The organism is Petrotoga halophila DSM 16923 (genome assembly GCF_002924615.1).
This window is the reverse complement of the sequence record NZ_JALY01000127.1, coordinates 1-22,297: the sequence shown is the minus strand read 5'-3', so window position 1 is coordinate 22,297 and position 22,297 is coordinate 1. Positions and strand designations below refer to the sequence as shown.

Sequence of the window (22,297 nt, the reverse complement as noted above, 5' to 3'; positions counted from 1 at the left end):
GCCCACAAGGAAAGGGGAGGTAGGGCTTCGCCCTGTAACCCTAAGTTTCGATATTTGTTTTGACAGGAAGAATGACTTGAAACAGCGTACCGTTGTTTTCTTCACTGTCTAAATATATTCTGGCATTATGGTTCTCTAAAACTTTTTTAACTATATACAAACCAATTCCTAAACCTGGAACTTGCCTGCTCCTAGATTTATCTACTCTGTAAAATAGATGGAAGATCCTTTTTAATTCTTTTGAAGGTATGCCTATTCCTGTATCCTCAATTTCCAAAATTATCGTTTTATCCTTTTTGTACAATCTTAACCAAACTTTTTTTTCGCCTTTTTCCTTCAAAGCGGTGAATTTAAAAGAATTGTCTAAAATATTATACACTACCTGCAGAAGTCTATCTTCATTACCGAAAACGTATAGATCATCTTCTATTTGTTCTTCAAACTCAAGGGACATCTTGTTAGCAACAATTTTAAAGAAATCAAAAGCTCTTTTTACTGTATTAGAGAAATTGAAATATACAAATCTTTTTTCTTCTCCTATATTTTTTTCCAATCTCTCTATATCTAAAAGGTCGTTAAACATCCGGGTTAATCTCGAAATTTCTTCTTCTATTTTTTTTAATGGTTGGTAAATTTCTTCGTTTAAATTAGGTTCGTGCAATATCGTTTCTAAATACCCGCTTATAACAGATAAGGGTGTCCGCATTTCATGAGACATGATTGTTAAGAATTCTCTTCTTAGATCTTCTAAATTTTTTTCTTTCGTGATATCTAGCAAAATAATAACTCTGTAGTTTTCAACATTTATTGATTTAACTTGACATCTGAAGTATTTTTTTTCGGGATAATAGAATGAAGTCTCTTCTTCCATTTCTTTATTAGTTTTAAAACTTTTTAAAGTCAATTCAATGAGATTATGATTATCAATTACCTCTGTTAATGACCTACCCACAAAATTTTCTGTTGTGAAAATATTTTTGGCAAAAGAATTTGCAAAGTCTACCCTGATGATTTCATTTTGATTAAAGGATACTAATATTATTCCTTCAGAAAGGTTATCTAAAATTGAAAATATGTTTCTTCTTTTGTATTTTTCGGATTTGTATTTTTCTTCTAGATTTTTAATATATGAATTTAATTGATGTAAAAGAAAATCATCAACAGGATTTTTTATGTTTATATTTATATTTTTTGCAATTTCATTTTTAAACCGTCGATGAGCATTTCCTTCCTTTCTCTTTTTTGAATAAGCATATATAAATAAAATATTTGTGATAATAAGCAATAAAATAATAATAGCATATATATTGACCAATATTTTTCACCTAGTTTATTTAAAAAATATACTTGGAAAAAAGGCAGAGGTAATATCCTCTGCCGTTGAATATTTAGTAGTTTCTTTCCTTTCCAGGATCTCTGAATTTGTATCCTTTTCCTCTGACTGTAATTATGTATTTTGGGTTGGAAGGATCTTCTTCAATTTTTGTTCTCAATCTTCTGATATGAACATCTACAGTTCTTGTATCTCCGTAGTAGTCATACCCCCACAATTTATCCAACAATACATCTCTACTAAAGACCTTTCCTTCATTTTTAGCAAGAAAAACTAGTAAGTCAAACTCTAGTGGGGTAAGACTAACTGGTTTGCCTCCTACCCAAACTTCTAATCTTTCAGTGTCGATAATTAAATCCTTGGCTGTAATTTTTTTGGGCCCTTCTTCTTTCATTTGAGCGGATGCAGCTTGTCTTCTAAATATGCTTTTAATTCTTGCAATTAGTTCTCTTACATTAAAAGGTTTAGTTACATAATCATCACTACCGAGTTCTAACCCCGCAACTTTATCCGCAGCATCATCTTTCGCACTCAATATGAGCACAGGCGTATTTCGGTAATCCTCACTAGATTTCAAGATTCTGATTAAATCAAATCCATCCATTGAGCCTGGTAACATAATATCTACAATGAAAAAGTCGGTATCTTTTTCCTCTAATTTCTTTAAGGCCTCATCAGCAGACACAGCCGTTATTACTTCGTAACCTTCTTTAGTCAAGTTCAAAGATAACATTTCAGAGATCGCCGGATCGTCTTCTACTATCATAATACTTCTTTTTGCCACTTTTCTTTCCCCCCTTTGGGATATTTTTTTGTTAATGCCTTCAACAATGACTCATCTTTATGTGTAACGCTCGGGCATTTGTCCCGATAAATTGATGCTCTCCATTTTGTGATTTAAATTTTTTCTTAAGATCTTTTTTGAAATGATGTTCCTGGTTAGTTCAAAAGTTGCAATTTTGTTGATTTCATCAAAAGCTTCTCCCTGAAAATGCACTTTGTTGTATGTTATATCAGTTATTTTTAATTTAATAAATACCTTAAAAGAATAAGGGGTAGAGGACAGATGATCTATACAACTATGTGAAATTACAGAAATTTGATCTTTTTCCAATAGATCTTTTATAATATTATAACTGCATTTATGTATTTCTTCTAAAAGTGATGAGGTGCTTAAAGCGTGAAAACTTATGACTTCTTTATCTTCTGACCATAAATAACTTTCATCTTTAACCTTAAAGGAATAATTAAATTCCCTTCCTTTCAATGGGATTATTTTCTCTAGAAAGGTATTCATAATTTACCACCTTTTCTTCTTCCCGAGTTGGAGTTACACCAAAACCTTCTACATATTCTTTCAGATCATCCATATCTTTTTGTAATAATTCTCTTAATTCTTTTCCTGTGATAGTTTCCTTTTTCAAAAGATATTGGGCAATGAGTTCGAGTTTCTCTCTGTTCTCTAACAGCACAGATTTAGCCTTTTCATAACTTCTGTTAATTATTCGTTTGATTTCAGAATCCACTTCTTTTGCAGTTTCATCCGAATAGTTTTTTTCTCTAAATAACTCACGTGCTAAAAAAGTTTCCTCGCTTTCGCTAGCCCAAGCTACAGGACCAATTTTTTCGCTCATACCAAAACTTTCAACCATCCTTCGGGCCATTTCTGAAGCTTGCTTTAGATCATTCTCTGCTCCACTAGTTATTTCATCAAATATTATTTCTTCTGAAGCTCTACCAGCTAACATTACCACAATATCGTCGAGTATTTCAGATTTATTCATCAGATATCTATCTTCGGATGGTAACTGTAAGGTATATCCTAAGGCTGCGTAACCTCGAGGAATAATCGTTACCTTGTGTACAGGGTTGGCATTTGGTAAAATAGTCCCTAAAATAGCATGACCTAGTTCATGATACGCCACAACTTCTTTTTCTTGATTGGAAAGTACTCGCGTTTTCCTCTCAGGACCAGCTATAACTCTCTCTATTGCTTCTTCACAATCCTTCATTGTAATGAACTTTTCTCCACTTCTGGCTGCCAAAAGCGCCGCTTCATTGACTAAATTTTCTAAATCCGCTCCAACAAATCCAGGAGTAGCCCTAGCTAATACATCTAAATCAACATCCGGTGCTATTTTCTTTCCTCTAAAGTGAATCTTTAATATCTGTTTTCTTCCTTCAGCATCTGGCCTATCAATCACCACTTTTTTATCGAATCTTCCTGGTCTTAACAAAGCTTTGTCTAGAACATCAGGCCTATTTGTGGCTGCCATAACTATTATTCCAATACTTGGATCGAATCCATCCATTTCTACTAAGATGGAGTTAAGGGTTTGCTCCCTTTCATCATGACCTCCTCCCAGACCTGCTCCCCTTTGTCTACCTACTGCGTCTATTTCGTCAATAAAAATGATAGCAGGTGCATTTGCCTTAGCTTGGTTGAAAAGATCTCGAACTCTTGCGGCTCCTACTCCGACAAAAAGTTCAACAAAATCAGAACCACTAATATAAAAAAATGGTACGCCTGCCTCTCCAGCCACCGCTCTGGCAAGTAAAGTTTTACCTGTGCCTGGTTCCCCTACTAAAAGGACTCCTTTTGGCATTCTAGCCCCGAGCCTGTTAAAAACTTTTGGATCTTTCAAAAATTTTACAACATCTGTTAATTCTTCTTTCGCTTCCTTAACCCCAGCAACGTCGTTAAAAGTGGTACGAGTTTTCTTGGAATCATATTTTTTAGCAGGGCTTTTTATAAAATTCATACCTTGATTTGCACCGCCCGCACTTGATCGAAACAGAAAGGTGAAGAGGAAAATAAGTAAAAAAACAGGTAAAAGAAACGTTAAGATAGAAATCCACCAACTATTTTCCAAGCTCCTGACATATTTAATCTCTATTCCTTGGTTTGCAAGTCCATAAACATACTGTTGGTCCGATAAAAGATTTGGGGCATATGTCTCGTAATAAAGCCCTGCTTGATCTCTTGCTCTAGCATAACCAGAGTCTTCTATTTCTAAAGAAACAATCTTTTTATCTTCCAACATTTGAACTAATTCACTATATTCTATTTTTGAAACATCTTGAGTACCGATAAGGCTGTTTACTCCAACATATATAAGAATACCTATTGTTATATATATTAATAATAGCCAAAAAACTCTAGGTTGGTTTCTTTTGTTTTGCAAGACATAGACCTCCTCTTTTTTCAATTCTGGAAGTATTTCAGATTTTAACAAGTAGAGAATCGTATTTTTTCGTTATACTTACTTCATTTATCTTTCTTACTCCACCATTGCGCATTTTTATAATTTTCTCTGTTTCTTCCATATTTGGCGGGTATTTACTAAACTTCAAAAACGCTATTCTTATTATTTCGGCATCAAAAAAGTCATTTTCTAATTTTAATTTTAACGAGTCTTTCCCTATCTCACTTCTTTCTTCAAATTTTCTTTTAACCTCTTCTCTGTAACCCCATATGATTTTTGCAAGTCGGAAGAAACTTTCCTTGTACCTTGGGTTGATCTTCTTAAATAAAGGAGTGATTTCATATCTTATTTTATTTCTAGCATAATCTAAAGAATAATTGTACTTATCTTCCACATACTCTATATTATTAATTGTAACATAATTTTTGATTTCTTCCAAGTCAACACATAACATTGGTTTTGTTATTTCTTCTTCTATAGGAATTAGGCCGCCTAATCCATATATTCCGGTCCCTCTCAAAATTCTGTAAATCATTGTTTCAAATAAATCATCCATATGATGGGCGGTTGCTATTTTATTATAACTTAATCTTCTTAATGTTTCATAAAAAAATTCATATCTTAAATTTCTTCCCGCTACTTCAACGCCTACCTTGTTTTTTTTTGAGTATGTAAAAACATCCACTTTTTTTGAAAAAAAAGGTACCTTTAGTTTCTCACATGTTTGCCTCACAAAAGATTCGTCACTATCGGCTTCTTCTCTCATACAATGGTTTAAATGGGCTACAGATATTTCAAATCCCATAGTTTTCGATAATTTTGACATAACATGAAGCAAAGACATTGAATCTTTTCCACCGGAAACTCCTAATAGAATTTTATCATATTTGTTAAAAATTTTATAGTCTCTTATAAATTTAAATATTTTTTTCTCAAAATCTTGGAGTATCACGTCCTCTTCTCCTTCCAAAATTAAATCTGGTAATACCTATAAAAACAAAACAGCGTCTTAAGACGCTTAAAATACTAAAAAATATTATGGAGCCGGTGAAGGGATTTGAACCCCCAACCTACTCATTACGAATGAGCCGCTCTTCCGTTGAGCTACACCGGCAATTGACTTCGTTATTGACAATACATGCAAAAAACCCCAATTTTGGGGTCAAAAATGGAGGGCCTGATTTTCAAAAAAATATAATATCCGACTTAATGCGGAATTTCGCACTATTAAAGTGCCAAGCGCCCTGACGCGCACGTGAATCATTCTGCCCTCCATTTTTTATTTTACTATATAATTTCAAAAATGTCAACTACCTACCGTGGGGGGCTTTACAAAGTGAAAGTTTTGTGATAAAATAATTGAGCAGAAGATGGGGACGTAGTGAAGCTGGTTATCATGCCGGTCTGTCACACCGGTGCTCGCGGGTTCGAGTCCCGTCGTCCCCGCCATATTTTTAAAAAGGCGAACGTTAAATGTTCGCCTTTTTTTAAGTTATTTTTAAAGTTTGGGGCATATTATTATTTTTGAATAATTAATACTCTAATTGTTTAATTTGTGATACAATAGAGGTGACAGATGGTTTACAAAATTGATGAGGGGGAGGAATAATATTAAGATGCAAAAAGAAATTGAAAAAGAATTTTTTATGGAAACTTTTCAAGAAATGGTAGATCTTTTACAAGAAATAAATTGGGATGAAAGCGAAAAAGGTTTCCTAACAAAGCTATTAAAAATTGCTATAAAGATCATACCCGAAGCTGAATGTGGTTCTATTTGGCTAATTAGGGGAGCATTATATGAAGCTATAGTTGGAATTGGTTACGATGAAGATTTAATTAAAGAAATGGTTGTTCCTTTCAACGAATCATACGTAAGTAACCATATGGATACAGATTTAATAGAGGTCCAGAATATTTTGGATTACAATTCCCCTGAAACCGATTTGTACAAAATCAGCAAAAAATTGCATAAAGAAACAAACCAAATGGTAACTTTGATTTCCGCTTTAAAAAATAAAGACAGTGTAATCGGGCATATATATATAGACAGCTTCCATGTTGACTCTTTCGATGATAATTCAAAAAAAATGCTTAGAATGTTCAGCAATTTAGCATCTATATTTTTGACTTTGAAAATCTTACGGGATTCAGAAAAAGAAACAGTAGAAACGAATTCTAATTATTTGAGTTTTATTAGTCATGAGTTGAGAACACCTTTGACTTCGATTATAGGATTTGCTGAAACTATATTGAACAATGAAGATTTAAAGGAAGAGGAGATAAAAAATATAGTAAAAAAGATGCTATTTTCTGCTAAGCATATGAACGCACTTTTAGACGATATTTCAACTTTCAACAAATTGAATAGAGAGAAGAGATTGAATTTAGAAAAATTAAATTTAAAAAAGTTGTTGTATGAGGTTTTATCAATGTTAGAGCCCACAGCATCCCCTGATGTTGAAATAAACGTTAATTTTCCCGTTGATATTCCGGTAGATATTGAAACGGATGAAACTAAATTAAATCAAATCTTAGTAAACGTAATAGGAAACGCAATGAAATACACCACAGAAGGTTCAATAGATATCCGTATAGGTTACGAAAGTCATACAAAACATTTTGTAATCGAGGTAAAAGATACAGGGTCTGGGATTCCAGAAGATAAGTTAAAAGACATATTTAGACCATTTTTTAGAGTTTCTAAAGATAAGCCGGGAAGCGGTTTGGGTTTAGCAATTGTAAAAAAGAATCTTGAAATGCTCAAAGGAAGTATAGATGTAAAATCAAAATTAGGTAAAGGGACAACTTTTGTGATAAAAATACCTCAATCCATAAGTAGTATTGTAGATAAGTGTTAATTATAGGTCCCCTAAACATATTTCTTCAAATAATTTTGGGAAGAGTACTTTTGGTTCACCACCTGTTTTTAAGGATCTATCCAATTCTTCTATATATATTATTATTTTTTCTATAGAAGTAGGAGAGTAGAGTTTCTCAATATTAATTTTTTTTACTTTGTCGTTTTTAAAATTGAACCCTAAGAAGGAAGCTACTCTTTGCCGTGAAACCATGATCTCTTTGCTGATTTTTACGATTTCAGACCAATTGTAATTTGTCTTTCTTTCACCATTCAGTATCACAGCATATAGATCCAAAAAGTATTTATATAAATAATTTGCTAAACCAATTGGGGAAAATAAAGAAGATTTTACCATCAATTGCAGCTTTATTAGTGAATTTGATAATTTCTTTGTTGCTAAATCATAGCAAAGTTCTTCGTAATTCGCTGTAGAAAAATAAGTAGAAACATCTTCCACGTCTTTGAGCGATATAATTTCCGTATCGGAATATATGGAGAGTTTTTTAATTTCCTCATACAGCAAATCCTCGTTTTTTCCAACAAATTGTATTATTTTCTCGGCTGTTTCATCATTTAATTGTTTGCTTAACTTGTTTGCAAAATCTTTAAGCATTTCTATCCACAGTTCATCTTTCCAAGGGGGAGGAATCATTGTCTCTATTTTTTTATCAAAATTTATTTCTTTTAGATATTTATTTTCCTTTTGAATATCCAAAATGAGTGTGCCTTCAAAAGTATTTTCATAATGTTTCAGTAAGGAAGATATCTTTTCTTGATAGGGGATTTTAAAAGAATTGAAATCTGTAATTACTATGATTCTGTTTGTGGAAAAGATACTCCCCATAGTGAAAAGGTTGTTGATGTCTTCATTTACATAATTTTCTGGCGATAAGGTAACTATTTCAGCGTTTGGGGATTTCTTAATAATTTCTTCAATTCTAATCCTTTTTTGTATAGTAGAGTTTCCCAATATTAATATTTTTTGCAACGTTAACTCTCCTTCAGTCGATTGTGTGAAGTTGAATGACTTCTTGATCATTTAGATACTTATATGGTGGGATAGATTGTGAAACAACGGTGTCCCCATTACCAGTGATTATTACATTATTTTCTTTTATTCCTAAGTTCAACAGGACGTTGTAAGCTTCGGTTATAGGATAACCAATCAAATCTGGCATAATATCTTTATAAAAAACTTTTTGGTCAGCAAGAGTGCTATTTTCTTTGGCGTATCTATAAAAAATGTTAGTTAAAACGGGTGCAGCTACTTCTCCACCATAAAATTCTTCTTTAGGATTATCGATAACAACTACAGCAGTATATATGGGATCAACAACAGGATAAAAACCAACAAACAACGAATAATAGCTACCTTCAACGTACCCTATGCCGCTTTCCGCCTTTTGGGCTGTACCAGTCTTTCCACCTATTCTTAAACCTTCCTTATAGGCTTTTTGTGCAGTTCCTTCTATGACTGTATAACTCAACCAATCTTTTACCATTTTAGCAGTAGGTTCAGATATAACTTGTCTTTCTAAGATTTCTTTTTCTTCTAAAAAAGTTGGTTGTACATGCTTTCCACCGTTAGGAATTATGTTGAAAGCTGATACTAACTGTATAGGTGTAATCCCAATCCCTTGACCTAAAGCAATCTGAAAAGGGGTTATTTCATACCAATCATCCGGATAAGGGACTACTCCGTTGACTTCGCCTTTGAATTCTATCCCTGTTTTTTTCCCAAAACCATAGGTTAAAAGTTTCTGATAAAGCCATTGATTAGAAAATTCTTCAAGTACTTTTCCCATTATCTGTGCTATCGCTATATTTGAGGAATAGGATAGAGTTTCTTTGAGCCCGATTTCTCCCATTCCATAGCCTTGGGATTCGGTCACCTTAAAGTTTTTTTTGCCTGTAGGGTAGTATTCGTAGCCAGAATAAAATTTATCGTTAGGATTTATTATATGTTCATCGAGCGCTGTAGAGATTAATAGTGGTTTAAGTGTAGAACCTGGTTCTATATACCCCATATAAGCAATATTCCATGGATAAAGTGAAACACTCGATTTAATTTTACCTGTTTTACTCTCCATAATAACAATAACTCCGCCTTCTGCGGATTCTTTTTTTACAGTATTTAGAAGTTCTTCATATGCTATTTGTTGCATTTTCAAATCTATACTTAAACTTGTTGTTTTTTGACTATTTAAAACACCATTATCTAATAAAAAAGGTTCGATTCCATATGTGGTTTTATCTGTTTTTCCAATTAGTAAATCAAGAGAAAATAATTCATTGTAAACACGTTGAGTGACAGGGTATATTCTAGAGTATTTGTTTAAAATTCCCAGATCGATATAAGCTTGTTCATAAGTATCATAAGTTCCCCATTTTAAAAATTTTATGTTTTCTATTTCGTCGTCACTGAACCTTTGATTCAGTAAATATTTGTTTTTTTTAAAGTCGTTTTGTGATTTCATAAAACCTAAATCTATCCAGGCCTCATATTTTTCTTGGTTATATACAATCATATTTCCATTAGAATCCACAAGTTGTGAATATTTATTGTTTTCTAATGAAGCTGAAAATTCGTTAAAGTCCTGTGCCAGAGAGTTATTATACACAAAAGTAAGGATAATAAGAAAAACATATCCTGAAAGAAAAAGAAAGGTGAAGATTAACCATTTGTGTTTCATAAGTCGATTATTTCTCCATAATATTTAAGATCTCGATATATTTGTCTATTTGGCTATCTAAGGCAGATATCTGTGATTCCATATTGTTAAGCTCCATCTGGGATTGGGCTATTATGGATTTATAATTCTCAATATTTTTACCAAAGTTAAGAAAGATAGTAAGCCAAATGCTGACTGTTAAGAAGGCTAAGAAAACTAAGATGACTATAACAATATCGAGAGATTTAACTTTAGATTTAGTCTTTTCTATACCTTTGCTTTTTGCGTACACATTTCTTTCCATAAAAACTCCCCCTAACTCTTGTCATTCTTTAAACCCCTATATACTCAGCCACTCTCAATTTGGCACTCCTGCTTCTTGGATTGCGTTTAATTTCTTCTTGCGAAGGTAAAATAGGTTTGGGAGTGAGAAAATCATATTTTTCATTATTTTTGAAAAAATTTTTGACAATCCTATCTTCCAGTGAATGAAAGGTTATTACAGCTACTCTTGCTCCAACCTTTAAAAAATTTTCAAATTTAGCAAGGGTTTCTTCGATATTTTTTAATTCTTCATTAACTTCTATTCTCAAAGCTTGAAAAGTTTTGGTGGCAAAATGTCTGCGTCTTTCGTGAACTTGGGAGATAGGTAGTCCTTTTCTTATAGCGTTCACTAGCTCTTGTGTTGTATTTATAGGTCTGTTTTTTATAATGCTTTTTGAAATACTGTAAGCAAACCTTTTTTCTTCTCCATACTCAAAAATGATGCGTCTGAGGTCTTCTTGTGAATAATTATTAACTATGTACGCTGCATCTTTTTTCGCCTGGTTATCCATTCTCATGTCTAACGGTTCGTCTTTAGTAAAAGAAAACCCTCTGTTTTCACCTTTTAACTGAAAGGTAGAAACCCCCAAATCCATTAAAAAACCATCCACTTTATCAATGCCTAAACCCCTCAAAACCATATCTATATCTTTATAAGATGATTTAATCAATACTACGTTATCCGATAAGTCTTTTAACCTTTGTTCTGCGATTTCCAATACTTCATAATCCACATCGACTCCAATTATTCTAGCCATCTTATCAGTGAATTCTAAAATAGCTTTTATATGTCCACCTTCACCAGCGGTGCAATCCACATAAATACCGTTTTTTTCAGTTATCAAATAGGCTAAGACTTCCTCAATCATTACACTTTTATGAAAATCATCGTATTTTCTTACTATTATTATACACCTCTTTCGCTGAAAAACAAATTAATTTTTTTACTTATATTTCGCAAAGAATAACAGTTCTTCTTCTATGAATTCATCTATTTCCCCATCCAAAACAGCTTGAGCGTTAGAGGTTTCATACTCTGTTCTTAGGTCTTTAACTAAAGTGTATGGATATAAAACGTATGATCTAATCTGATTACCCCAGGAAATATCCTTTACTTCACCACGTAATTTTAATTTTTCTTCTAGTTTTTTTTGATGTTCTAACTCATATAGTTTTGCCTTTAGGATTTTTAAAGCGGTGGCTTTGTTTTGATGTTGTGAACGCTCGTTTTGTACCGCTACCACTATACCTGTTGGTAAGTGAGTAATCCTAACTGCTGAATCGGTTTTATTAACATGTTGGCCACCTGCTCCACCTGATCTATATGTATCTATTTTCAGATCGTCTGGATTTATTTCTATCTCAACATTTTCATCAAATTCTGGCATCACGGATATCGAAGCAAAAGAAGTGTGCCTTCTTCCATTGGCGTCGAATGGAGATATTCTTACTAGTCGATGTACACCGCTTTCATACTTTAATTTACCGTAAACATAGGGACCTGAAATTTTTATGGTTGCGCTTTTTATTCCAGCCTCGTCTCCTTCTTGAAAGTCTATCGTTTCAATGTTATAATTATTTTTATCTGCCCATCGAGTGTACATCCTCAATAGCATAGATGCCCAATCCTGTGACTCCGTTCCTCCTGCACCAGGATGTAGACTAATAAAGGCATTTGCGTCATCATATTCTTCAGATAAAAGCATTCTTAATCGAAAGGAACCTATCTTTTTTTCAATTACTTTTAAAATCGTTTCAACTTGGACGTTCATCGAGGGATCATCCTCTGATAATTCAACCGCTATTTCTAATTCCTCAAAATCGTTCTCCAATTTTTTGAATTCATCTATTTCATCTTTTAAATTTTGTGCCATTTTGGAGACCTTTTTGGCTCTATTCTGATCATTCCAAAAGTTTGGCTCCATCATTTCTTTGTCAAGTTTTTTAACTTCTTCTTCTGCTTTATCTATATCAAAAATTCCTTTTAAATCCTCAAAATTTTCTTTCAATTCATCTATTTTAACCTTCGTTTCGTACTCTATCATCTGATCACCTCTTAAAAATGGTTTCAATTACTATCTCTTAACTTTATACCTTTTTTTAATCTTGTTGGATGGTTTAGTGATATTTTTACTTTTAGATCTCCCATTATCGTTCGATTCATCAACCGCTGATACGTTGTTATGTACAAAGTTCAAGCTGGCGTATATTCTTTTTGCTTCCCTTTCTTCTTTTTCTGGAACTACTTTTGCTATTCTCATTAAATAATTGACTATTTCGTCATATATACTGTCAACCATCTGGTCAAAAAGTATATACGATTCTTTTTTAAATTCCATAACAGGGTCTTTTTGACCATACGATCTTAATCCTACAGCTTCCTTTAGCGCTTCGATAGAATCTAAATGGTGCCTCCATTTTTCATCTATTATTCTTAACATAACAAATTTTGCGACTTTATTAAAATCTTCTCCAAACTCTTCTTTTTTGTATTGATATCTTTTCCAAAGTAAATCAAAAATTTCATCCTCTATTTCCTCACGCGTGTTCCCCTTTATGTCAGAAATTATTAAATATTGTTTCAACTTTTCTGAAATACTACTTTTGTTGTATTTTTCTTCAACTTCGTCCCATGAGGATTCCACTATTCTTTCCACAACATCCGTAAAGATTTCTTTTATGTGATCATCATAGTTGCCTTGTTCAAGGATCCAATCCCTATGGTTGTATATTACAGATCTTTGTTTGTCCATTACAGAGTCGAATTCGTACAATCTTTTTCTTATCGAGAAGTGTATTCCTTCAATTTTCTTTTGTGCATCCCGAATAACTTTACTGAGCATTTTATGTTCAATGGGTTGACCTTCTTCTATTTTTAAGGCGGTCATCATGTTTTTCATTCTGTCCCCACCGAACAATCGTAATACATCATCCTCAAAAGAGATAATAAATCTTGATTCACCAGGATCCCCTTGTCTACCAGATCTTCCTATTAATTGGTTGTCTATTCTTCTGCTTTCATGTCTTTCTGTACCTAAAACAAAAAGACCTCCAAGCTCTTTGACCCCTTCTCCCAATTTAATATCGGTACCTCTACCCGCCATATTCGTGGCTATGGTAACGGCGTTTTTTTCTCCTGCATGAGCGATAATTTCTGCTTCCCGTTCGTGGTATTTTGCATTCAAAACTTCATGCTTTATTCCTCTTTTTTTCAGTAGTTCACTTATGATTTCACTGTTTTCAATGGATGTAGTTCCAACTAATACGGGTTGACCTTTTTGGTTACGCTTTTCTATTTCATCAATTATTGATTGATATTTTTCTTTTTGGGTTTTAAAAATTAAATCGTTTTTATCTTCCCTAATAACAGGTTCGTTGGTAGGGATAACAACAACTTCCGTGTTGTAGATCGCTTTGAACTCGTCTTCCTCAGTTTTCGCAGTTCCAGTCATACCTGATAATTTTTCGTACATCCTAAAATAATTTTGGAAAGTTATTGTGGCAAAGGTTACACTCTCTTCTTTTATTTTTACTCCTTCTTTTGCTTCTATAGCCTGGTGTAATCCTTCCGAATACCTTCTTCCAGGTAATAATCTTCCTGTAAATTCATCAACGATGACAACTTCTCCATCGCGAACGATATAATCTTTATCTCTTTTGAAAAAATTTATTGCTTTTAAGGCGTTCAAAAGATGAAACAAATACTTAATGTTGCTTGGATCGTATAAATTATCGACGGATAACAGTTTTTCTGCCTTGCTTATCCCTTCTTCAGTTAATGCCAAAGTCTTTTGTTTTTCATCGATAGTGTAATCTTTTTCGACTATGAATCTCTTCGCCAAAGAGGCAAATCTTCTGTAAAGTTCGGAGGGAGTATCCGAAGGACCCGAAATGATTAACGGTGTCCTTGCTTCATCTATCAAAATGGAGTCAGCTTCATCAACTATTGTAAAGTAATGGCCTCTTTGAACTTTGTCGGTATTTTCGTAAACTAAATTATCCCTTAAATAATCAAATCCAAACTCATTAGCAGTTCCGTAAGTTATATCAGCTTGATACGCTTTTTTTCTATCTTCTTTGTCCATGTTGGCTTGAATGTATCCTACGCTCAAACCTAGATACTCATAAACCGGTCCCATCCAATTCGCATCTCTTTTAGCCAGATAATCATTATGTGTAGCCAGATGAACATTTTTTCCTGTTAAGGCATTTAGATATATTGGAAGGGTTGCAACTAAAGTCTTTCCTTCCCCAGTTTTCATCTCGGTTATCTTACCCTCATGTAAAGCTATGCCTCCCATTAACTGTACATCGAAATGCCGCATGCCTACTGTTCTTCGTGAGGCTTCTCTTACGACAGCAAAGGCTTCGGGTAAGATATCATCCAAACTCTCACCTTGTTTTAACCTGTTTTTAAATTCCAAGGTCTTACCAGATAATTCAGTGTCGCTGAGAGATTTCACGCTTTCTTCCAATTCATTTATTTTATTTGCGATCTTTGAATATTTTTTAAGTAAACTTTTATTCTTGTCTATCAGTCCAAAAAGCATAAATAATGCACTCCTTTCGAATCAAACTTTCTAAACTATAATTTTTTTATCTTATTTTTATTTCTACTGTATACATCCCATCATTATCGTATTCTTCTTTTATTAACCAGCTATCTAAAGAACCATAAAAATTCTTTGATAAGTAATTTGAAATATCTAAGATTAATAGATTATCGAGTCCTTCTTTTCTTTCAATTTCTCCATAATATTTTGTGTTTTTAAATCGGGATATTTCTGACAAATACACGTTCATCTTATCGGGTAAAACGTTTGAAAATATGAATTCATCTTCTACAAAATAAAGGTAAACTTGGTTTTCTACACTTTGATTAGACCAAAGATAATAATTATAAGTTCCAATCTTTCCTTCTTCCAGATTTCGTGCTTCTGCAAATTCTTTGAGCTTTGAAGTATCAATTGATGCTTCAAAGAATAAGTTTAGTTCGTTATTACTTATGCTTTGTGAACTAACGGCTATAAACTCTTCTTCTTTGATAATATTGGCGATAAATCCTATAACATTTATGCTTTCCTCGTCCAAAGGGGTTAAAAATTTTTCAGAATACGTTTTGAAACTAGTTTTGTCCAACTTTTGTGTATTCAAAAATTCTCCAAACAATTTCTTGTTTTCCAAAAGTGTCGAATCAAAATTTTTCTTGGTACCTCTATAATCTTTAGACTCAAATGTTGCCTTTAAGGTTCTCGATTCAACGGTAACGTAAAAATCCCAACGTTTATTTTCATTTAAGATATTTTCCAGCGAGCCAGATACTAAACCCTTTGAATTATTATAGGTTGTCGGTTCCATGTTCAGAAAGATGCCCTCATTATTTTTTTGAACAGCAAAATTTTTTTCTTCTAAGGTGTATAGGTCATCGCTTACTTTATTAGCACCAAAGATCTTTGTAAAGATTTCATCGAAAACTTCGTATTCGGCAGAGTATATGCCAATACTTTTCGAATTAACGATCATGTCAAATAGAAGGTTAAAATAGTTCGGATTAAATAATTCACCGACCGTATAGTTTTTATCTGAATAAAATACCATCGGAGCATTTAAAAAATTCTGAATATTTGTATTCGTAGATTCTAACGTCGTTGAAAGTAATTTTTTGATATAATCTTGCCCTATTCCTTCTGTAGAGTTTACAAATCGATAAAAAGGCACAGTTTCATAGATTTCAGTATAAACATCTAAAGGACTTTTTACCCTTATCGTTGTTTCTCCAAAGGTGAATAAAGTAACTAAAATCAAAAAGTTGAGGATAATTGATAACTTCTTTATTTTATTTCCTCCCTCTTGTTTTCTGTTTAGCCTTTAGAAACTCTAAAACTTTGTATACATCGCTCCTTCGCCCCGCTTCCCACCCATGAGGATAAAGGAGACTTTACCCCTTTGCTCCGCTTCCCGCCCACATTTATTTCTAAGATATCTTATTCAACACTCATTTTGAATTTTGAAATGGCTGAGTTGAGATTTTGAGAAAGTTTTTCTAATTCTTGAGCTCTTTCATTAAGTGAACCAGCGTTTTCAGACTGATTTTGCATCAACATCTTAATTTCTTTAATTTTTTCGCTGGTTTCATTCACTGTTCTAGCTATTCTTTCCATTGAAGAACTCATTTCTTGCGTACTTGCACTTTGTTCTTGCGAACTAGCAGTTACGTTTTCCACCCCTGAAATCATTCCATTTATCTCATTTAATATGCCTTCAAATTGTTCTCGAACCTTGAGGGCTTCATCGTTTATTTCTGCAATAGTATTTACGGTTTTATTGGTTACGTCGTTTACATTGTTGGTACTTTTTTTCAGATCCTCTAAAATGTTGCCGATTTCGTCCGTTGCTTTACCGCTTTCTTCTGCTAATTTTCTTATTTCATCGGCTACAACGGCAAATCCTCTTCCCGCTTCTCCCGCTCTTGCTGCTTCTATTGCTGCGTTCAGTGCTAACAGATTCGTCTGTTCAGTTATGGAATTTATAGTTTGAATAATATTTCCAATATTTTCTGCTTTTTCCAAAAGTTTTGAAACATTTTCTTCTGCTTCTTTGGATTGCTCTACACCAACTTCTATTTTCTTTACTATATTGTGAATACTTTTCATTCCTTTGTTAGCTTGGCTTTGTGTCATTTCAGCTGAATTGGATAACTCTTGTGCAGCAGAAGATAAACTTTGTGCTGAAGAGGCAATTTCTTCAATACCGGATGTGATCTCTTCGACAGATGAGGCACTATCTTCCGAAATTAACTCTATATTTTTTGCTTCGTCGAGAACTTCTTCTGCCGACTTTTTGAATTTTTGTGAGGCTTCTTTTAATTCCTTTGAAGATGTTTCAACTCTTTCAGAAACATCTTTTATACTTTCAATCGTTTCTTTTAAGTTATCTCGCATCTTACTAAACGATTTAGCCATTTCTCCCACTTCGTCTTTGGATTTACTTTCGAATTCTACATCCAAATTCCCTTCTCCGAATTTCAATAATACGTTTGAAAAATCTTTTATTGGTTTTGAGATACCTTTTCCAACAAAGTAGGCAACTACAATTGCTATAACAACTCCCACAACGGTTATTAGGATTATAAGAAGCGTTAAACTATTTATCTCACTGTATATTTCACTCTCGGGTAAATTTAGGAACAAAATCCAGCCATTGGATAGCTTAGAATAACTCGTTAAGAACCCTTCACCATTTAATCTTTCTACAAAAGTCCCTTCTGTACTTGAGCTTATGGTTTCTAAGTAATCCGTTATTTCATCTTCTATACTCTTTCCAGAGTCATAAAGAGGATGGAAAATTACATTAAAATTATCATCCACTAAGTACGCATATGCTTTTTGGTATCCTAAATCTTTTTGAATGAGGTTGGCAAAATATTCCAAGGGAAAACTCATCCCAGCAACACCAACAAAAGTTCCATCTTCTGGATCGTAATAAGGAACAGAATAAGTGATTACATTTGTCTGTAAATATTCATCAAAGTATATATCGGTCCAAACACCTTCACCTTTGTCTCTTGCTTCAAAAAACCACTGATATTTTTTATTTTCTGGGTTAAAAGTATCGTCTAATTTTATATATTCATTTTCTAAACTTTTATCTTCACCCTCAATGTAGTAAAGGGAATACAATTCTTTTGTCCTTAACATATCTGGATTGAAAACTATGAATGAGGTTGAGTTACCTTCTATTTTTTGCGAAAAATTTTGGGGTACATCCTTAGCTCTATCTAAAAACTTTATCACTTCAGCATTTGAAAAACTCGCTATAAAAGGATCAAATCCCAAAAAGGCAGAATCGCTATAATTATCCACTACTATTTCAATAATACTTATTTGTGAACCTAGATCAGATGCAACGCTCGCAGTTAAATTTTCCACTCCGTTTAGTGAATATTCTTCTAAAAGAGCAGTGGATCTGAAAATTGATACAAGACTTATAACGGTTACCACTGCAATCACTAACAAAGCAGAAGATAAAATAATCTTGGTACTGATTCTTTTCAATGCAAACTCCCCCTTTAAAATATGTATCGAATTAAATTGAAACGCCCAAGGTGATTCTAACTAGGAAACCTATAAAAAACGTTAATCCTGCAACACCCAAACTTATACCCGCCATTTCAAGAAATCTACTTTTGAAGCTTAAATCTTTGGCAACAGAAATATAAAAATTGAAAATCAATATTATTATAACAGCTGTTAGTAAAGTTATAATTAAACTTAAAAAATAATTATTGGGCATTAACAAATAAGGAAGGATTAAAAAAAATACCGTGATTATATATGCGATTCCTGTGTAAGCTGCTGATTTTAATGCTCTTTCATCGTTTTCGGCTCTTTTTGATAGATACTCGGATGCCGCCATTGACAATGATGCGGCTATCCCAGTTATTAATCCAGATGTAGCTATTATTATTCCGTTTTGAAGGGCAAAAGTCAAACCTGCTAATGCACCAGTCAATTCGACTAACGCATCGTTTAAACCAAGCACAATCGACCCCACGTAATTCAGTCTTTCTTCTTCTATCATTCCTAAAAGTTCTCGTTCATGCTTATCTTCTTCTTCTTCAATTTGTTTTGCTTCGGGGACTACACTGGAAATATCCTCATAGGAAATCTGAGCCCTTTCTTCACCATTTTCCATGAGCTTCAAACTGAAGGTTAACCCAAGTATTTTAGAAAGAATGAAATAGAACAAGACTTTTATGTAATTTGGTTTCACATCTTCGTTCGTATAACTTTTCCAAAAATCGTGGTGTTTTAACTCTTCGTTTGCTATGCTTTCTAGGACTTTTTTATTTTTAGTATCTTTAGTAGAATCAGCTAATCTCTTATAAATCATATGTTCCGTTAACTCAGCCTTTTGGAAATTTAATAAATGTTTTTTTGTTTTTGAGTCTATTTTTGAGTTTTCCATTTTAGGGCCTCCAATTAAAATTTGTTTTTTATTCTTCATATTTTTTATACATTTCCTCTATTTCTTTTTCGTATCTTTTCAATATTTCTAAGAGTCTTGGGTTAAAATGATCTGGTTTTGTCCTGTGATCCCCATTTAACAATATGTCAATGGCTTCCCTATGTGAAAAAGCTGCTTTATAACTTCTTTTTGATCTTAATGCATCGTATACATCTACCAAGCCAACGATCTGAGCCTCAATGGGAATCAGCTCACCCCTTAATCTAAAGGGATACCCAGAGCCATCGTAATGTTCGTGATGGTAAAGGGCAATTTTTCTTGCTGTTTCAAAATATGGATCATCCAACAAATTATCGGCATATAGTGGATGTTTCCTCACTTCTTCCCATTCTTGTTCATTAAGTTTACCAGGTTTATTAAGAATCTCGGCAGGAATAAAAAGTTTCCCCACATCGTGAAGTGGAGAAAAATCTCTTATTTTTTCAACGTGTTCTTTGGGGAAACCTAATTTTTCTGCAAAAAATGCAGATAATTCACTTACACGGTAGATATGTTTCTTACTGTTTTCATCGTGTGATTCTGCCAATATAGAAAGTTTACTTGCAAAGGTTGCATAAGCATTTTTTACCTCTTGCGTTCTTAATCTGTTGACAAAAAACATTTTTGCCACATTTAACAATGAATCAAAAAATCTAACGGATTCTTCAGAAAAATTCTCATCGCTACCACTTTTAATATCAAGTGAAATATCTAAATATCGATTTTCATCTATTTTTATTGCTTTCAGTAGAGTAGATTTTACTGGTTTGGTAAATTTGGACATTAAATTTGCTACATCTTCAGGCATTGTTTTTTCATTTACGGTTTGTATATTATCAAATACTGTTGCTTTTTCCAAACGCACTGCATAACTTTTTTTAAGATTTAAACTTTTTAGACCATTAATATCATGACCCAACGTTACTAAAAATCTCCAACTATCTCCCTCTATTATAGAAACACTACCATAATCAGCTTCTGGAATTTCTATGATTAAAGTATTTAAAAATTTCTGGAAGAAATCTTCCTCTTTTACTTCTTCGTTTTCAACTTCGGATATAATTTCCAACAGATGAATTATTTTATTATTAAGTTGTTCAATCTCCTGATAATTACTCTGTATTTCCTCATTTTGTGACATCAACTCTTCGTTGTAGGAGGTTAATTGTTCATTTGCTGCGGTAAGTTCTTCATTATAACTTTGAGCTTCTTCCTTTGCCTCATTTAATTCATTCAAAAGAGAGTGAAGTTTTAAATTATCTTCTCTTAGAATATATATAAATATAATGGAAAAAGGCACTAGAATCATTATTATCCAAAAAATAATAGGGTAATTTTCATAAAAAGAAGGAGGTTTGTTCTGGATTGTTGAATTTACTGGTAGGCTCTTGATTGAAATACCAAATCTTTCTAAGGCAGGAAAGTTAAAAACGTATTTATTATCTGGGAAGTAAATTCTTGGCAACTCTTTAATATCAACTCCGCTTAATAAGTCTATTGCTATCTCTCCAGCTTTCCGCCCTTGATCGTATGCGCTGGTAATTTTACCTCCTACAACATTGTTGCCCATATACACGCTTGAGGTAGTATAAATAGGAAGTTTATCAAATTGTCCCATATATTGTTCTACTTGTGTATAATCATAAAAATTCCCATAAATATCTTTACTAAAAGCCAAAAGGAGCACTATTGAGTTTTGTAATGGTGCATCGAGCTCTTGCTTTATTTGATTCAATGAATCGCTTAGAAAGATAAAATTAGTATTCTCAAAATTAGGTATTACATCATTTTCCACTTCTTGCTTGAAAAGTTCCCCGGTTTTAGTCTGATTATCAACAATCACATAAATATTCTCTATATTTGGATGAAGATTTAGAGCTAATTCTAACGTTTCTTTTATATCATGAGTCTCCACAATGCCACTTACAAAGTCTAATTTACTTAAATCGTATTCTTGATAGTAGTTGATCCCTGCATATACTATAGGAGTTCCCCAAAAAAGCGATTCGTAATTGGATAAAACAAAATCAAAGGCGTTATTATCCAACGCAATAACGACATCAAATGTAAAATTACTAAATTTTTTTTCAAAATATTCTTTGAATATGTTTAAGCTATTATCGTCTCCAAACCTTTTGCTATCTAAATATTCAACATATATATTTATACTTTCTTCATCTTCTAAAACTGAATATATCCCTTCTAATTCCTTATCTGACCAAGATAAACCTGGATTATACGAATTTAAAATTAGGATAGTAGAGGCTGAAGAATAAATCCCAGACAAGATAAATAGTAATAACAAGAATCGAATTTTATAATTTTTTTTCACAAGGGGACCTCCTTGCATAATAAGTGCAAATTTGCATTTTTATCATACTTTCGATATTGTATCACAAATAAGAAGACTTTAAAAGTATAATAATTTTCGTAGTTAAACTAAAATTATTCTAATGTTTTTATATTTGTAACATATTAGTCTTATCATTTTATTAGTATTTAAGCTGATAAATTTCTTCAAGTTTTATTTTTTACTGTAGTCCTAGTAAATTTATCGGCTGATTTTACTTAAAGTTGAGTGTATAAGGAGGGGGTAGTATGTCTAAACCATGGTTGATAGTTGTTGGGATTTACCTTGTAATAATGGCTATTGCTGGTTTTAGTGTTGCAACCATGCCAAATTGGCATGCGTGGATAGACATTATCGTTGGTATTATTGCTTTGATAGTTGGTTTTATGGATAAAGGAAAGAAAGGTTCGGCAGCGTAGAATTTTAATTTCATAGATTTTTACAAAACACAAAAGAGGCACAGATCCTTGCCTCTTTTGTGTTCTTAATGGGTGCGGGCTGCCAGGGCGAAAGATAAAAAATCTTTATCCTTATGGGTGGGCTGCG

At 33.0% G+C, this 22,297-nt stretch carries 17 protein-coding genes and 2 tRNA genes; 3 read left to right on the top strand and 16 right to left on the bottom strand.

Translation table 11 applies throughout. The features are described 5' to 3' along the window. Window positions 1–40: 40 nt before the first annotated feature. The 6 genes from AA81_RS05970 to AA81_RS05945 all read right to left on the bottom strand — a co-directional run bounded on the left by AA81_RS05970 (window position 41) and on the right by AA81_RS05945 (window position 5,653). Window positions 41–1,315: a sensor histidine kinase gene (locus AA81_RS05970; protein ID WP_103079053.1), complete on the bottom strand. Its 1,275-nt coding sequence runs from the start codon at window positions 1,313–1,315 to the stop codon at window positions 41–43. 73 nt (window positions 1,316–1,388) lie between these two features. Beyond that, window positions 1,389–2,117, bottom strand: coding sequence for a winged helix-turn-helix domain-containing protein (locus AA81_RS05965; protein WP_103079052.1), 729 nt, complete (start codon window positions 2,115–2,117; stop codon window positions 1,389–1,391). A gap of 57 nt (window positions 2,118–2,174) precedes the next feature. Then, the gene (locus AA81_RS05960; RefSeq protein ID WP_103079051.1) at window positions 2,175–2,630 is read right to left on the bottom strand and encodes a thioesterase family protein; all 456 of its coding nucleotides are present in this window, start codon (window positions 2,628–2,630) and stop codon (window positions 2,175–2,177) included. After that, window positions 2,581–4,518 (bottom strand): ATP-dependent zinc metalloprotease FtsH, encoded by a 1,938-nt coding sequence (ftsH, locus tag AA81_RS05955; RefSeq protein ID WP_103898525.1) that lies wholly within the window; start codon window positions 4,516–4,518, stop codon window positions 2,581–2,583. Before ftsH ends, AA81_RS05960 begins: the two co-directional genes overlap by 50 nt. Before the next feature lie 37 nt (window positions 4,519–4,555). Further along, the gene (gene tilS / locus AA81_RS05950) at window positions 4,556–5,491 is read right to left on the bottom strand and encodes a tRNA lysidine(34) synthetase TilS (RefSeq protein ID WP_103898524.1); all 936 of its coding nucleotides are present in this window, start codon (window positions 5,489–5,491) and stop codon (window positions 4,556–4,558) included. An 87-nt stretch (window positions 5,492–5,578) separates the two neighbouring features. Next, window positions 5,579–5,653 (bottom strand) — tRNA-Thr (locus AA81_RS05945). A 258-nt stretch (window positions 5,654–5,911) separates the two neighbouring features. Here AA81_RS05945 and AA81_RS05940 point away from each other — a divergent pair. Together AA81_RS05940 and AA81_RS05935 are read left to right on the top strand one after the other, a co-directional pair. Continuing rightward, window positions 5,912–5,988 (top strand) — tRNA-Asp (locus AA81_RS05940). Between the two features lie 167 nt (window positions 5,989–6,155). Continuing rightward, complete coding sequence (locus AA81_RS05935; protein WP_103079046.1) at window positions 6,156–7,397, top strand: GAF domain-containing sensor histidine kinase; 1,242 nt, start codon at window positions 6,156–6,158, stop codon at window positions 7,395–7,397. Here AA81_RS05935 and AA81_RS05930 read toward each other — a convergent pair whose 3' ends face one another. The 10 genes from AA81_RS05930 to AA81_RS05885 all read right to left on the bottom strand — a co-directional run bounded on the left by AA81_RS05930 (window position 7,398) and on the right by AA81_RS05885 (window position 21,733). After that, window positions 7,398–8,387 (bottom strand): DNA polymerase III subunit delta, encoded by a 990-nt coding sequence (locus tag AA81_RS05930; protein ID WP_103898523.1) that lies wholly within the window; start codon window positions 8,385–8,387, stop codon window positions 7,398–7,400. A gap of 13 nt (window positions 8,388–8,400) precedes the next feature. After that, a complete protein-coding gene (locus tag AA81_RS05925; protein ID WP_103079044.1) occupies window positions 8,401–10,092 on the bottom strand; it encodes a penicillin-binding transpeptidase domain-containing protein in 1,692 nt (563 codons plus the stop codon). Between the two features lie 7 nt (window positions 10,093–10,099). Then, window positions 10,100–10,375: a hypothetical protein gene (locus AA81_RS05920; protein ID WP_103079043.1), complete on the bottom strand. Its 276-nt coding sequence runs from the start codon at window positions 10,373–10,375 to the stop codon at window positions 10,100–10,102. 28 nt (window positions 10,376–10,403) lie between these two features. Continuing rightward, window positions 10,404–11,300: a 16S rRNA (cytosine(1402)-N(4))-methyltransferase RsmH gene (rsmH, locus tag AA81_RS05915; protein ID WP_103898522.1), complete on the bottom strand. Its 897-nt coding sequence runs from the start codon at window positions 11,298–11,300 to the stop codon at window positions 10,404–10,406. A 39-nt stretch (window positions 11,301–11,339) separates the two neighbouring features. Further along, window positions 11,340–12,440, bottom strand: coding sequence for a peptide chain release factor 2 (gene prfB, locus AA81_RS05910; protein WP_103898521.1), 1,101 nt, complete (start codon window positions 12,438–12,440; stop codon window positions 11,340–11,342). A gap of 30 nt (window positions 12,441–12,470) precedes the next feature. Next, window positions 12,471–14,945 (bottom strand): preprotein translocase subunit SecA, encoded by a 2,475-nt coding sequence (gene secA / locus AA81_RS05905; protein ID WP_103898520.1) that lies wholly within the window; start codon window positions 14,943–14,945, stop codon window positions 12,471–12,473. Window positions 14,946–14,991: 46 nt separating this feature from the next. Then, window positions 14,992–16,200 carry a hypothetical protein gene (locus AA81_RS05900; protein WP_103079039.1) on the bottom strand — a complete coding sequence of 403 codons (1,209 nt, stop codon included), beginning with the start codon at window positions 16,198–16,200 and terminating at the stop codon, window positions 14,992–14,994. Window positions 16,201–16,379: 179 nt separating this feature from the next. Next, entirely contained in the window at window positions 16,380–18,449 is a 2,070-nt protein-coding gene (locus AA81_RS05895; RefSeq protein ID WP_103898519.1) for a methyl-accepting chemotaxis protein, read from the bottom strand. 31 nt (window positions 18,450–18,480) lie between these two features. Beyond that, window positions 18,481–19,362, bottom strand: a complete 882-nt coding sequence (locus tag AA81_RS05890) for a VIT1/CCC1 transporter family protein (protein ID WP_012208686.1) — start codon at window positions 19,360–19,362, stop codon at window positions 18,481–18,483. A 28-nt stretch (window positions 19,363–19,390) separates the two neighbouring features. Next, window positions 19,391–21,733 (bottom strand): ABC transporter substrate binding protein, encoded by a 2,343-nt coding sequence (locus tag AA81_RS05885; RefSeq protein ID WP_169999627.1) that lies wholly within the window; start codon window positions 21,731–21,733, stop codon window positions 19,391–19,393. A 266-nt stretch (window positions 21,734–21,999) separates the two neighbouring features. Between AA81_RS05885 and AA81_RS14170 the strand changes: the two genes are divergently transcribed. Then, entirely contained in the window at window positions 22,000–22,170 is a 171-nt protein-coding gene (locus AA81_RS14170; RefSeq protein ID WP_158584850.1) for a hypothetical protein, read from the top strand. Window positions 22,171–22,297: the final 127 nt, after the last annotated feature.